The following is a 13,444-nucleotide window of genomic DNA, read 5'->3' as shown; positions in this document are numbered from 1 at the left end:
CTACTCCAGGTAAATGAACTCGTTCAGGTTAAACAACACCACGCCCAAACGCGTCAGCGCCTCGACAGGCGCAGCGCCGTGGACAGAAGCACGATAAGCCTCCCGCTCCTTGGCCGAGGGCTTGCGCGCCAAGGCAAGCAAGAAGGCTTGATCCAGTTGCTTGTCGGGATCGGGTCCCGCCAATTCGACAACCCGCTCGGCAAAGTGGTGCGCTTCCTTCCGTGTAAACTCCGAATTCAAGAGCGCGAAGGCCTGTGTTGGAACAACAGTGCTGCTGCGCCGTGAGCAGACCTCGCTCATGTTTGCGCCATCAAACACTTCGATCATCGGATTCATCACCGAACGCCGCTGAAATGTATAAACCGTTCGCCGCGCCTGGTCCTTTTCGGGCGAAGGGAACCACTTGAAAAACTCAAAGCCTTCCGCCACATCAGAAGGCACCGAGACAAAGACGCCCGGTCCGCCATCCGACTTCTGCAAGCGGCCACTCACGGCAAGCAGGGAGTCCCGAATCGTCTCCCCTTCAAGGCGTGTCCAGTTCATACGCCACAAGAGGCTGTTCTTCGGATCCAGTTCCGTATATCGCTTCTCCGCTTCGTTGACTGTCGATTGTTGATACGCACTGGAGAGCAGCATCAATTTATGCATGGCCTTGATGCTCCACTTCTTCTCCACAAATTGCGTGGCCAGATAGTCGAGCAACTCGGGATGCGTCGGGCGTTCGCCATTGATGCCAAAGTCACTCACCGTACGAACGATCCCTTCGCCGAAATGGTGCGCCCAGATGCGATTCACCATCACCCGCGCAGTGAGCGGATTCTCGGGCGAGCCAATCCATTCGGCAAGCGCCGTCCTGCGTCCAGAGCTACCGCCGGCAAAGGGAATCTTCGCCGCAACACTCTTGCCTTCGACCGCTTGTAAAAAGCCGGGCTCCACCTTCTCCCCGCGGCCTGACAACTCGCCGCCATGCAATACATAGGTCGATGCCAGTTCAGGCACATGCGGCGGAGCGACGTCGGACACGGCATAAGCCACCGGACGATAGCGTCCTACGCTCTCCTGCATGCGCTTTGCGTGATCGCGCGCCTTGCGCCATCCCGCCCGCTCTTCTTCTGTGTAAGTCGCGTCCTTCGCATTCTTGAGCGCCCCCGTAAAATCTGCGGCCTTCGGATCCTCGGTAGCAATCTTCTTCGCCTTGGCATACTGCGCCTTCAGCTTTTCTTCGAGCTGCTTGAAGGCCGCATCGGCAATCTCCGATTCATCTTCAAAGCGGCGCATCTCCGCCTTCATGAGCTTCGGATGCTCCGCCTCAAGAAACGGCGCGGGGCGATCCTCCACCCGCATCGGCGCAAAGAAGGCCTGCAAGCGATAGAAGTCCTTCTGCGGAATCGGATCGTACTTATGATCGTGACAGCGGGCACAGCCCACCGTAAAGCCGAGGAACACCTGTCCTACCGTGCCCGTTAATTCATTCAAAACATCCTGACGCAACTGTGTTTTGAAGTTTGCGTCAGCCTCCCAGGTCCCCATGCGCAGGAATCCCAGGGCGACCAAACGATCGGAACGGTTTCCACCCGCGCCCATCTCGTCCCCAGCCAGCTGCTCTTGCAAGAACGTGTTGTAGGGCCGGTCTTCGTTGAAGGCACGGATCACATAGTCGCGATAGCGCCAGGCATTGGGACGTTCCCCATCAATCGCAAAGCCATCGGACTCCGCAAATCGCGCCAGGTCCAGCCAATGGCGCGCCCAGCGCTCTCCATAGCGTGAGTCTGCAAGAAGCCGATCAACCACCTTCTCCAGGGCCTGAGGCGATTGGTCTTTCTCGAAAGCTTCCGCGTCCGCCGGCGTGGGCGGCAAGCCAATCAGGTCAAAATAGACACGACGCAACAAGCTACGCTTGGAAGCCGCTGCCGCGGGCTGCATCGATTTTGCTTCCAACTGAGCCAGAACAAAGGCGTCAATCGGATTACGTACCCAGGCCGCATCCCGCACGGCAGGGACTTTCGGCGCGACAGGCTTCCGCAGCAACCACTCCAGATAGCCATCGCGCTTCTTCGCCGTCTGCGGAAGAGCCTTCATCGAATCGACAGCCTTCGCCAAGGCCGCGATCACTTCATTCTCGAGCGAGCCTCCCATCGGCATCTTGGGACTCAACTCCCCCCGGACATACTTCATCACCAGAGACTCGGCGCTGTTTCCAGGAATCACCGCAGTGCCATGCTTGCCACCGGTCAGCAAGGTGTCGAGACTCGCGGTGGTCAATCCACCGGCGGGATTGGCCGCAGAATGGCAACCGGCACAGTGCTTCTGAAACACCGGCTGCATTTGCTGTGCAAAGACATTCTGATTGAAGACGGTCTCCGGCGTCTGCGCACAGAGCACCCCCGCCGCAACCATACCCAATGCGAAATTCGTTGAAACCTTCACGACTGCTCCGAATCCATCAAGTCACATTTAAGATATCCAAATGAGAGAGTGAGGTGGGCCACGCCTTCCACTTGGCCCACCTCACCCCCACGCTGACGATTGCGCTAGAACAGGAGCTTCAACCCCAGTTGCATCGTGCGATTGCCGCTTGCATTGGTAATGACGCCAAAGAGCTGTTGGTTGGAAATGTCGGCTGTCGGATTCGACCAATTCTTCTGATTGAAGAGATCGAACACCTCCAGTCGCAAGTCAGCCTTCAAGCGCTCGTAAATCGGAAAGCTCCGTGTAATCGCAATGTTTGTGCGATAGGTGCGGAATGATCGAGTCGCGCCGTTCAAGCGGGGCGCATTCCCGAAAGGATCTAATGCTGGATTCGTTCGCCGCTGGAATCCATTCACGTTATAGAATTTATCCACCGACGGATCGAATCGTTCTCCTGCCGTAGTCGCGCGCCAGTCGGACGTCAAGACATTCGGTCTCGGCGTGCCGCCCCGCAAGTTGTTGACATAGCCGTTGTCCAGAATACCCATCGGAAAGCCGCTCTGGTAGAACATGTACGAGCTCAAGTTCCAGTTGCCGATGACATGGCCAAGTGCCCCCGAAGTCAGATACTTCCGGCCTTTGCCAAAGGGGAAGTCGTAGCTGCCCGTCAGCTTAAACATCTGTGGCAGATCGAGCACACCGTAGGATTTCTCCAGACGGCGATTGTATTGGTTCTGCGCCGCACCTGCGCCCGTAGCGGAGCCGACGACACCGGCAATCCAAGGCTCACTCGAATCCGCATCGGTCAACAGTTTTGACCAGGTGTAGGTTGCAAGCAAACTCAAGCCACCCGAGAAGCGCTTAGTGGCCTTCAGGATCAACGCATGATAGGTCGAGTTGCCACTGTGGTTCATCATGCCGCCCGTGGTCAATCCCTGGTACTGCGGGAAGGCCCGGAGGGATTGCCCGAGAGTCGCATTGCCACCGAGCAGGTTCTTGAAGTTCGCGAAAGGCGGTTTGAAACCCAGAGCCACCACTTCGGGATCGTCAATCGGTTTGTTCAGTAGGCTGCCGAGATAGGCGTACTTGGGATCGATCTGCATGATGTTCACACGATCGGAAGCCAGGTGTGTGCCCTTGCTGCCGGTGTAGGTAGCATCGAAAACGAGATTTCCCTTCAAGACGCGGGAGACAGCGAAGTTCCAGGTGCTGGTGCTAGGAAGTCTGCCGGTCTCAGCAGCGCCGAACCAGGGAAGGCTGAAGCCCGTGTTGAATCCCGGATTGATAAAGGGCGGCGCTTCCCAGGCAGGAAATCCATTATTCCAGTTGAATGCCGAGTTGATGCCCTGATTCTGCGAGCTCCAGTTGGGAGCATTCGTGAATCCGTTGTTGGCGCCGCCAAGGCCGGGAGCCTTGTTGGTGCCGTAGAAGATGCCCGCGCCGGCGCGGATCACCGTGTTATTCGCAATCTGATAGGCAAAGCCAAGACGCGGACCGAAACCTTGTGCGTTGTTATAGAGGTTGCGACGCCCCTCACGCCCCTGCCCATTGCCGAGGAAGCGCAGAGCTCCCGGTATTCCATTTGCCGCCGGATTGGCCAGGTTCGGGTCGAAGTAGGAGAGACGATCGTACTTGTCGTACACGCTCATATTCACTTCGTAACGGAGACCAATGTTCATCGTCAGCCGGGAACTGATCTTCCAATCATCCTGCGCATAAGCAGCGTGGTAGGGGAAGCGAAGCATCGAAGTGTTCGGCACCGTAAAGTTGCCCGTGTAGACTTCACCCAACATAAATGAGGCAAAGGAGCTACCTGAGTTGCCGCTGTTATCCCCTGGAACAGAAGTGCTCAAACGGTTGAAGGCAAAGTTGCCCGCAGCCGTGTTGCGGTTGTTCGTATTCAAGAACATCTTCTGGTAGCTGTAGCCAAACTTGAAGCTGTGGCTGCCCTTCACCCAGGTCAGGCTATCGTCCAGACCATAAACCGTGTGGTATTCGTCCCAAAGCTTAGAAGCATCCCAGCTGTAATAGTTGTCATTGTTGAAGGTGACCGACGGAAACCCGACATTGTAGCCAGGGTTGTTCTTCACCGCTCCGCCTAACTTATCGCCCCAGTTCTGGCCGAAAGGCTCTACCGTAATGTCATGCTCAGGGTGCGTCAGGCGATGCGCGCCAACAGTCAGGTTGTTCACCACCGTCGGGCTAAACACATGTGTGTCGTTCAAACGGAATACGTTTCCGTAATACTGGTCGCCGTTATAATACTTGCGGCCCGACAGCGGATAGGGGAGCGCACTCCAGTTGTTCGGATTTGTGGGATCGGTATCGTAAGCATTGTTGAAGCGCATCCCGTTCTTGGTCCAAGTGAAGGACATGCGGTTCTTCTGATTGAAGTTGTGATCAAACTTGGTTGTATAAGCGTTTTCAATGCGCTTCTTCGGCTCTGTACCGGGCGAGATGTAGTTCAAGGTCAAGCCAGGCGAAGTCGGATTCGGATAATACTTTGCGATATTGCGCGACAACGGACTCAGGCGGTTTCCAGGAATGATGTTTCCCGGAAAGGGATCGCGCATGAACCCGCCCTTCCCATCGCTCCGCGTCGTGCTGGGATCGTAGAGCTGGATCAGATTACCATTGGCCAGCTTCCACTTGGAGAAGTCACCATTGATCATTTCCGGCAGCGGAATCGTCTGTTGCGATGCCCCGGATTGATCCGGCCAGCGGTAGCCTTCGTAAGAGAAGAAGAAGTAGGTCTTGTTCTTGCCGTTATAAATTTTGGGAATCACAACCGGTCCGCCAAAGTTCGTCCCAAAATCATTGCGATGGAACTTGGGCTTGGCCCGTCCGACCTTATTATTCAGCCAAGTGTTGGCGTTCAGCCAATCAGCCTGGAAGAAATCGAATGCGCCGCCATGCAACTGGTTGGTGCCCGACTTGGTGGTGACGCTGATATTACCGCCGCTCGCGCGGCTGTTCTCCGCTTTAAAGGAGGAGGTGTCGATGCGGAACTCTTCCACCGAGTCCACGGACGGCGTGAGACGATTCATATAACCCACGTGATTGCGCCATCCCATCTCGACCGATAGTCCATCGACACTGACATTCCAGTCGTGCTGCTGGCCACCACCCACTTGCAGGTCGTCCCAGGCACCTTCGCCGTTGCCGCTCTTCACCTGCGGCATCATCATCATGATGCTGAAGGCGTTGCGCATGCCGCCGCCAATGCCCGCAATCGCCAGCGGAACGTCATTGACTAGCTTCCGCTCCATGGTGGTGGAGACTTCCGTCGATTCGGTCTTCAGTGGCGCAACTTCAGCGGACACTTCTACCCGATCTGCCGAGGAGCCAACCTCCAGCGCGATATCCACCCGAATATTATCGTCAGTCGAAAGACCGATATTGGTCCGGGTAAAGGTCTTAAATCCTGTCACGGCCACTGAGATCGAATAGCGGCCAACCGGAAGATTGGGGAGTACATAGTTACCCGTGCTCGACGTCTTGGTCAGCAGCCGGAAGCCGGTACCTGTATTCGTCGCGGCAATCTCGGCATCGGGAATCACTGCCCCCGTCGAGTCCGATACCAATCCTGTAATGGTGCCAAGCGTCGTTTGTCCAAAAAGCGAAACGGCTCCGAGCAAAAGGCTGAGCAAGGGCAACAACGCCCTTCGAAAAATAAACATGAGTCCACTCCAATTAGCACCAAAATGAAGACCGCCTCAAAGCGGCCCCTGTCTAATCAGAGCGATTCTATGCGTATTCTCTTCACTTCACAACGTTAGGCCCCGTCTTGTAACAATTTATAACCGACTGATAATAAACCAGATATCAAAAGACCAAAGATCGTATCGGTTTGTATCCAAGAATGGCTGTGATAAGATCCGCTCACACTGGATGTCCGGTAGAGCAAGCCAAAGCAGCAAAGCCGCTGCAACTGCACGTGCCTATGAAGCCTCTTCGAACGCGCCAAAGTTCCAAGAGCATAGCCGCCTCATTCTTGAAAGTCCGATCTTCAAATCGAGCCGCCGCTCTCGCGACTTTCTCACCTACATCATCGAAAAGTCGTTGGCAGGACACTTTGATGAGCTCAAAGAGAGATCGATCGGAATTGCGGTCTTTGGGCGGCCGGCCAGCTATGATACGGGTGCCGATGCGATCGTACGTGTCACCGCCAGTGATGTCCGGCGCCGGCTGCACCAGTTCTATGCCGAATCGACAGACGAGTCCGGGCTCCGCATCGAATTGCCGACCGGCTCTTATGTCCCGGAATTCCTGGAGACCCAGGAAAGTCCGGCGCAAACGCCAACACCACAGCACAGGCACTTCTTCTGGGCAGGTCTTCTGTTACTGCTGTGCGTCTGCGCAATCTATGCAACCTGGCACATCGTCGCCACTCGCGCAGCTCCCGCACCGCCGGCAATCGTCAAGACACTTCCCTGGTCCGTCCTTTTTGACGCCACGCGGGATTTGCGGATTGTTTTCGCCGATACCGACATCTCCTTCGCCCAACAGGCGCTCGGCTATCGATTGGCCCTGTCCGATTACGCGAACCAAAATTATTTCCCTGCAAAGACTACCGCCTCCCCCGAAGTCCTGAAGTTTGTCCGTTCTCTTCGGGGAGTGAATGTGGCGAGTGTCGATGCCGCAATCGCCCTCAACATCGCGCATTTGGGAAAGGGCGCTCCGCTGCGGATGAAGACTCACACAGCGCGAAGCGTCCATATGCTCGACTTCAAGACAGAAGACAACTTCATCCTGCTTGGCAGCCCGCGCTCCAATCCCTGGTTCAATCTCTTCCGGAATCAGCTCGACTTCCGATTCGAGCACGACGAATCGGTCGGCCAGGAGATCATTCGCAACCAGAAACCGCGGGGAAACGAAGCAGCCACCTATGTCCCCACCGCAAAGGGCTGGGCCACCGGACACGCCTATGCGGTGGTAGCTTTCGTCGCGAACTCAAACCAGCGAGGGCACGCCTTGCTCATTGCCGGTTCGAATGCGGAGGCCACGGAAGCGGCAGGCAAGCTGGTAGTCAATGCCGAACTGATGGCGCAAACTCTTAAAGCGCACGGAATTCAACCGGCAGCGGGCCCCATCGAGTTTGAGATTCTACTCCGGGTCGGGACCCTTGCCGGCTCGCCAGACCGCTTCGAAGTCGTCGCCTGCCACCGGCTCGGCGGCTGAAGGCGGGCATCTGCGGCAAAACGAAGCCAAGTGCTCCAAGAGATCTGTGAATCGGAGTCACGTTGCAGAAGCGCTCCGGCTGAAAAAGAGGAGTGAGCCCATTGCCTTGCCGAGGCGCAGTTCTTCTTTCGAACTTCCTACTTCTTAGCGCCAGCGTGAACCCAACCTTTGTCCTTGAACACCGCCCAGATTGCCATCGAATGACCGTGTCCGAGATCGAAATCTTTTTTTAGCCATGCGATCAGCGCATTCGCCTTCATCTCTGGGCTAAAGACACCGGCCTTCTCCGCTAAGAGTTTCAAGTCCTCTGGCGTTTTCCCGGTCTTGGTTTTGATGTTGTCTAGATAAGCTTGGAATGACATTGGGTTCGTTCTTGGTCTGATTCCTGGGGCCTCATCCGTTCTGCAACCGGAACGGGATCACCGCACGCAGCCTCGCCTCGCGCAAATACAATCCTCCCCAGAGCAAGAACGCGATGTACACAGGAAAGAGCGTGTGACTGAGCAGAGGATTCCCAACACGCAAATGGGTGGCAATCGCGCCGCCTAAATAACCTGTCAACAGGAGAGCGCCCAGCACCGCCGTGCGTGGAAATAGATAGAGGACGACACACACAAGTTCGATCAACCCAATCCAGAGCACAGCATCCGCCGGATAGCCAAGTTCGGCCGTACCCTGAACTGCTGGCGCAAGTCGCAGTACTTTGAGAACGGTGTCAAAGGTCAAAAACAAAGCGACCAATGCGGTGAGCACATAGCCAGCTATAAGCCTCTTCTTTGAAAGCAGTGGTGTATCAGTTGCAGAGTTCATGTGTATTCTCCAGGAAACGGAATCCGCCGTGCGATGTGCCACAACTTTTCCGGTCTGTGAGCATCAGCTGAGACGCTCCATCTGGATCATAGACCTAGCGATGCGGCTTTGTTTTGTATAAAAACGACAATTGCTGATTGGCTCGGATGATCTCTGTGGGTGTTTGCCCAATCCGGTACTTGAGTGACCGGGTAAGATGCGCTTGATCAAAATAGCCGGCTTCGTGGACCGTATCGAGAATTGAGACGCCTTGCTTCAGAAGGTTCGTCGCATGCCGCGCACGTTCGATTTGGCGGACCGTGCAGTGGCTCAAACCTGTTGCGCGCAGAAAATGACGTTGCGCAGAGCGAAGCGAAAGCACTTGCACTTGCACTTGCCCTTGACCTTGCACTGCCGCATCGACGGCGAGGTCCCGAGTGAGAATCCCCTTCTGGACAAGCCGCTTCACAAAGATCTCCGCATTCTCGAAATCGGGATACTCCCAGGCAGAGCCATTGAGCCAGAAGGAGCGATGAGTCGCATCCGGCAAGGTCACATCGTTTCGATCGGCGAGTTGACCGGGGGTGAATTGCGGCATGAAGGTCCCCAACTTGAATCGAATGCCAAGCCATTCTCCTTCTGCAGGACAATCGGCCGTGGTGGATTTTGTTTCGGGCCCTCGTAGCGTCAGAAAGGTCTTGCCCTTGTGCCGCGTCACCGCGATCTCAAAATGGCTCGCAGCAACGGAAAGGAACTTTCCCGCGCGATCGCTGCGACTACGCCAGATCTTCTCCACAAAGGGAGAGTCCGAAGGTCTGTCATCAAAGCTGAGAAACATGATTCAAGGTCCTCTCTGATTCGAGATTCATGATCCCATCCCCAGTTTATTCTTGCTGGTAGCGCCCAGGATCAACCCCAAGGCCAATCGATTCAAGTTCCCGCTGAGATTGCCATCCGAGCTCGTACCTCCTTCCCAGACAATCCACGGGAGAGCTCGCAATCGGCATGTCTTCAAGCGACGGTATCCGATCATGCTTTGGGAGATGAGTTCTAGTCGTCTCTAAGGACCACAGCCGGACTGAGGTAGGTGTATTTCCGGGCGGGTATGCATGAAGCCATCGCAACAACGCCGATTTAGACGGTCGCACAGAATGTGACGATTGCCGTCAATGCCGCAAGCCGGATGGGCCCACCGGGCGTAAAGATTGATGAAGGCAATCTCGCTGACGGCATCTGGTGGATGGCCAGGAACTCCTGCACAGCCACGTCTGCCCACTGCAGCACCGGCGGATCAGTTTCATCGGGGAATATCAGTTGTCCGGCGGACTGTGCCAGCGCGAGGACCGGCCAAAACATGCAACGAAAATGAGTTGTTGTTCGATAAGTGATCTTAAGGAAACTGTGGCTGTGACGCAGCACGATACGGAAGAAATCGGCACGCTCTTAACGGGCTTCGGAAATGGACGCAAAGAGGCGGCTGATGAGTTCTTTACCTCGCGCTACCCGGAACTCCGCCGTCTGGCCGCACGCCCCATGCGGCGTGAAGGAGCAGGCCACGCTGCTCGTGAACCAAGTCTATCTGAAGCTGCTCCGGAATAAGGCCCTCAACTCCACCGAATTCAACGACATCCGCAAAGGGCAGCTTCTGGGGCTGGCCGGCTTCCTGATGAAGCGATTGTTCCTCGTTCAGAGCCGTCCGCTACGGGCGCGCATCCAGGAACGCGGGGAAGAATCGCTGTTTTCGATGCCCACGGCCGCCATGGATCCGGAAAGCCTTCAGGTGGTGGAAGACCTGCTGGAGCGCCTGGCGAGAATCGATTCCCGGCTGCGCGCCGTGGTGGACATGCGTGTTTTTGAAGGGAAAAATCACGAGGAGATCGCCGGACAGCTCGGCTGCTCGATTCGTAGCGTTGCCGGACACTGGGCCTTTGGCCGCCGCTGGCTGGAGAAGGAGTTGCAACCTCCAGCGTGACCAGTACAACCGCTCCAGACCAATTCGCAGTTGTGGATTCCGCCGGCAGCGGAGTGCGAGTCCGCTTTACTCGTGAAGTAATTTTTCTCTCGCGCGCTACCCCATGTACACTTGATATTTGCAGCGCGTCTACGCAATTCTGTTGTTGCTAGCAACCAGCACTGGACTGGTTACGCCGCTGCTCTCGTTCGAGCCCGAATCCAAACTTCCTGCCTGCTGTCGACGAGACGGCAAACATCATTGCTCGATGATGGGCATGAAGAAGCAATCGCAGCTTCCGTCCGGACCGGTAGTTACAGCAGGCGCTTCCCTCTGCCCGCTCTATCCCACCGGAGCAGCCACTCCGGCTCACACGAAGTTTGCCGTTGTAGAGGACTCGACACCTCTCGATTCCTTGGCCGCTTGCGGTTCCGCGATCGTTCAGGATAAGGACATCCTCCTCACCCTCGCCTCGCCTGCCCCAAACGGACGAGGACCGCCGAAGCTCCTCGCATAACACCCACACTTTTCATTTCGAGGTATGGCCTCGTCTCAGCTTGTTCGTGTAGCTGCTTCTCTGCATTGCGCTCCAGTGCCTGAGATGTTGGCTCCTCTGGACATTCCTCGTGCGTCTTGCGCGGACGTGCGTGCCAACGTCGTGCATCACATCGCACGTCGTCCCATTGCCAATGAATTCAACAAGGAGTGAACCAATGCGAGGGGTTCCTGTATTTGCATGGGCGGTCGCGAGAGCGCGCCTGAGAACGGATGAACGTGCGCTGGCACCCCAATGGTTTCTGGCAGCACTTCTGATGGCAGCAGAGGTGCCGATCAAGAAGAAGGACAACTCCGAGGCCCTTGCCGATGCCTGGCTCCATCTCGCTGCACTCAGCATCCTAGGACTTTCATTTTGACTCTGACGCCAAACCTCGCGCAGAAAAGATAATCCCATGTCGCCGCGTTCCACCAACATCTTCGGAAAGGCAATCAGCACCATGCTGATTGCCCTATTTCTGTTGGTGTCAAACGTGAGCCTCTCTCTCCTTGTCACTGCCCCTGCCAACAGATGCGGCGCCACATGCTGCCGCGCGAAGAAGACTTGCTGCCGCAAGAGCCATGCCCTCAAGAGCGGTGGCATGCTTCTCAAAGCAAGAAGCTGCCCGCCCAGTTGCCGCCAAGCCACGCCGGCCTCGCAGGTCCAATGGTCCCTGAATGCAAGTCCGCGATTGCTTCCCTACGCGCCAGTTGCGATTGGCCAACCTGCAGTACTGCGCGTCATCCCTTCCCCGCCATGCAAACGCTGGTTTGGACTCTTCCAGCGGCCTCCTCCTCAACAAATCTCTCGACACACCCAGCTGTGAACCGGTTTGTGGCTTCAATCCCCACATCCCGAGTGAGTTTCAGACTTTTTGAGGAAATCCATATCTATGAATGCCAGACGTGTATTCCATACATCGTCGCGTGCACCCAATCGTTACGGGACACAATGCACGCCAATGAAAAGGCTGTTTTTAGCGCTGCTTTGCCTGGCGCCAAGTCTATTCGCGAACGCCGCCAACGGTGACCCGCGCCTTGAAAGATTATTTGCCAGCTTCATCGCACCATGCTGCTGGCGCGAAAACCTGCTACATCACCAATCACCAAAGGCGGACGAGCTTCGTACAGAACTCCGCCATGCGGTAGCAGCGGGTCGCTCCGATGAAGACATGAAACGAAGCTTGGTCGACCGGTATTCCCTGCGTATCCTCTCGATGCCGGAAGGAGCGCGTCTGCAATGGCTGCGTTGGATTCCACTGGTGGGCATTGCCGCCGGACTCGCCGCGATTGCGTTGTTCCTACGTCGATCCTTGGCAGTCCATCGCAACGAGCCATCCCCCGTCCACACGGCGCTGCCCCTATTACCGGAGTTCGAGGAGATTTGAAATGAAAAGAGTTTCTTTACTGATTGCCCTGGCCGCCCTTGGCTTTGCGGAGATACGGCGTATCGATCCGCCGGCTGCATCTGACAGTGGCATGGCCTCTCTGACAAAGGGACCCAATGGCACGGTGTATCTCTCCTGGACCGACACCATTGGACCCAAGGAGCACGCCCTCCGCTTCTCACGCTGGACGGGATCGGCGTGGGCTGAACCTGAAACGATTGCCCGCGGCACGAACTGGTTTGCGAATTGGGCCGATTTCCCTGCCCTCACCATACTGCCTGACAGTTCAATGTTTGCGCACTGGCTCACGCGGACGGACGGTGGCAGCTCGTATGGTTACGGAATTCGCGTCGCGCAGAAACAGGCTGGCACGGCGCCCTGGCGCGAGATTCATGGAATGAGTCTTGGCAACCCCTCGGACTACGCTGGCTTTCTCAGCTTCGCTCCCGGCGAAGCGACTGCCCTCTTTCTAGCCCCACCCGGACAACACGATTCCGCCGTGGCTGGACAAGAGCACGGGCATCGGAAAACAGTCCGGCAGATCGTCTTTGACAAGCAAGGAAAAGTGAAAGACGAAGGAGAAGTGGACGCGGACGCCTGTTCTTGCTGCCCAACCACGATTGGCAGGACACCGCGTGGGCTCATTGCCGCTTATCGCGATCATCAACCAGGAGAAATTCGGGACATCGCCGTCATCCGCCAGGTCGATGGTGTTTGGACCAAGCCGCGCACACTCCACGATGATGGCTGGAAGATCAATGGGTGCCCCACCGATGGGCCGTCGCTAGCAACCGCTGGTTCGCAGGTAGCCATTGCCTGGCTCACCCGCGCGGGCGAGGCGCCGAAAGTTCAAGTCACACTTTCCAGTGACAATGGCGAGCATTTCTCCCAACCAATTCGTTTGGACTCCGGCAATCCCTTGGGGCGGCCTTCGATCGTGGCGGCCGGTAGCAGCGAGTTTTTCGTTGTTTGGCTGGAGAAGCTCGATGCCAACCAGAATGAACTGCGAATCAAGCGTATCCAGGGAAACGGTGTTACGTCTGAGCCGCTTGTCGTAGCGCGAGTTCCGATCGGACGCGCCGCCGGATTCCCGAAGCTCGCTGTAACTGGCGAACAGATTCTAGTGGCGTGGCGCGACCAAAAAGTCCGCACAGCCTTACTGACAACGACCCAATTGAAAACAGAGAAATAG

The 13,444-nt window shown here is 56.4% G+C and carries 12 protein-coding genes; 6 read left to right on the top strand and 6 right to left on the bottom strand.

The window, feature by feature from the left end; all coding sequences use genetic code 11:
* Positions 1-2,427 (bottom strand): PSD1 and planctomycete cytochrome C domain-containing protein, encoded by a 2,427-nt coding sequence (locus M017_RS0112215; protein ID WP_155121384.1) that lies wholly within the window; start codon positions 2,425-2,427, stop codon positions 1-3.
* Positions 2,428-2,531: 104 nt separating this feature from the next.
* Positions 2,532-6,089 carry an outer membrane beta-barrel protein gene (locus M017_RS0112210; RefSeq protein ID WP_080507690.1) on the bottom strand — a complete coding sequence of 1,186 codons (3,558 nt, stop codon included), beginning with the start codon at positions 6,087-6,089 and terminating at the stop codon, positions 2,532-2,534.
* A gap of 211 nt (positions 6,090-6,300) precedes the next feature.
* Here M017_RS0112210 and M017_RS0112205 point away from each other — a divergent pair, with 211 nt between their 5' ends.
* On the top strand, positions 6,301-7,590 hold the full coding sequence (locus M017_RS0112205; protein WP_031498218.1) for a hypothetical protein: 1,290 nt from the start codon (positions 6,301-6,303) through the stop codon (positions 7,588-7,590).
* Between the two features lie 137 nt (positions 7,591-7,727).
* Here the strand turns inward: M017_RS0112205 and M017_RS0112200 are convergent, their stop codons facing one another.
* The 4 genes from M017_RS0112200 to M017_RS0112185 form a co-directional block, all read right to left on the bottom strand.
* Entirely contained in the window at positions 7,728-7,952 is a 225-nt protein-coding gene (locus tag M017_RS0112200; RefSeq protein ID WP_031498216.1) for a DUF4287 domain-containing protein, read from the bottom strand.
* Positions 7,953-7,983: 31 nt separating this feature from the next.
* Positions 7,984-8,400 (bottom strand): DoxX family protein, encoded by a 417-nt coding sequence (locus M017_RS0112195; protein ID WP_031498214.1) that lies wholly within the window; start codon positions 8,398-8,400, stop codon positions 7,984-7,986.
* A 94-nt stretch (positions 8,401-8,494) separates the two neighbouring features.
* On the bottom strand, positions 8,495-9,217 hold the full coding sequence (locus M017_RS0112190) for a helix-turn-helix domain-containing protein (RefSeq protein ID WP_031498213.1): 723 nt from the start codon (positions 9,215-9,217) through the stop codon (positions 8,495-8,497).
* A gap of 296 nt (positions 9,218-9,513) precedes the next feature.
* Positions 9,514-9,735: a hypothetical protein gene (locus M017_RS0112185; protein ID WP_031498212.1), complete on the bottom strand. Its 222-nt coding sequence runs from the start codon at positions 9,733-9,735 to the stop codon at positions 9,514-9,516.
* 124 nt (positions 9,736-9,859) lie between these two features.
* Here M017_RS0112185 and M017_RS0112180 point away from each other — a divergent pair, with 124 nt between their 5' ends.
* The 5 genes from M017_RS0112180 (at position 9,860) to M017_RS0112155 (ending at position 13,444) form a co-directional block, all read left to right on the top strand.
* Positions 9,860-10,351 carry an ECF-type sigma factor gene (locus tag M017_RS0112180; protein ID WP_162179906.1) on the top strand — a complete coding sequence of 164 codons (492 nt, stop codon included), beginning with the start codon at positions 9,860-9,862 and terminating at the stop codon, positions 10,349-10,351.
* Positions 10,352-10,469: 118 nt separating this feature from the next.
* On the top strand, positions 10,470-10,847 hold the full coding sequence (locus M017_RS30250) for a hypothetical protein (protein WP_031498210.1): 378 nt from the start codon (positions 10,470-10,472) through the stop codon (positions 10,845-10,847).
* A 196-nt stretch (positions 10,848-11,043) separates the two neighbouring features.
* Entirely contained in the window at positions 11,044-11,244 is a 201-nt protein-coding gene (locus M017_RS30245) for a hypothetical protein (RefSeq protein ID WP_031498209.1), read from the top strand.
* Positions 11,245-11,757: 513 nt separating this feature from the next.
* On the top strand, positions 11,758-12,252 hold the full coding sequence (locus tag M017_RS28725) for a cytochrome c-type biogenesis protein CcmH (protein WP_080507688.1): 495 nt from the start codon (positions 11,758-11,760) through the stop codon (positions 12,250-12,252).
* A gap of 1 nt (position 12,253) precedes the next feature.
* Complete coding sequence (locus M017_RS0112155) at positions 12,254-13,444, top strand: hypothetical protein (protein WP_031498205.1); 1,191 nt, start codon at positions 12,254-12,256, stop codon at positions 13,442-13,444.

It is taken from the genome of Bryobacter aggregatus MPL3 (genome assembly GCF_000702445.1).
GTDB lineage: Bacteria > Acidobacteriota > Terriglobia > Bryobacterales > Bryobacteraceae > Bryobacter > Bryobacter aggregatus.
This window is presented reverse-complemented; position numbering and strand designations above follow the sequence as displayed.

Coding starts and splice junctions, on each gene's coding strand:
- M017_RS0112210 (WP_080507690.1), bottom strand. CDS start 6,089: ATGTTTATTTTTCGAAGGGCGTTGTTGCCCTTGCTCAGCCTTTTGCTC.
- M017_RS0112205 (WP_031498218.1), top strand. CDS start 6,301: ATGTCCGGTAGAGCAAGCCAAAGCAGCAAAGCCGCTGCAACTGCACGT.
- M017_RS0112200 (WP_031498216.1), bottom strand. CDS start 7,952: ATGTCATTCCAAGCTTATCTAGACAACATCAAAACCAAGACCGGGAAA.
- M017_RS0112195 (WP_031498214.1), bottom strand. CDS start 8,400: ATGAACTCTGCAACTGATACACCACTGCTTTCAAAGAAGAGGCTTATA.
- M017_RS0112190 (WP_031498213.1), bottom strand. CDS start 9,217: ATGTTTCTCAGCTTTGATGACAGACCTTCGGACTCTCCCTTTGTGGAG.
- M017_RS0112185 (WP_031498212.1), bottom strand. CDS start 9,735: ATGTTTTGGCCGGTCCTCGCGCTGGCACAGTCCGCCGGACAACTGATA.
- M017_RS0112180 (WP_162179906.1), top strand. CDS start 9,860: ATGAGTTCTTTACCTCGCGCTACCCGGAACTCCGCCGTCTGGCCGCAC.
- M017_RS30245 (WP_031498209.1), top strand. CDS start 11,044: ATGCGAGGGGTTCCTGTATTTGCATGGGCGGTCGCGAGAGCGCGCCTG.
- M017_RS28725 (WP_080507688.1), top strand. CDS start 11,758: ATGAATGCCAGACGTGTATTCCATACATCGTCGCGTGCACCCAATCGT.
- M017_RS0112155 (WP_031498205.1), top strand. CDS start 12,254: ATGAAAAGAGTTTCTTTACTGATTGCCCTGGCCGCCCTTGGCTTTGCG.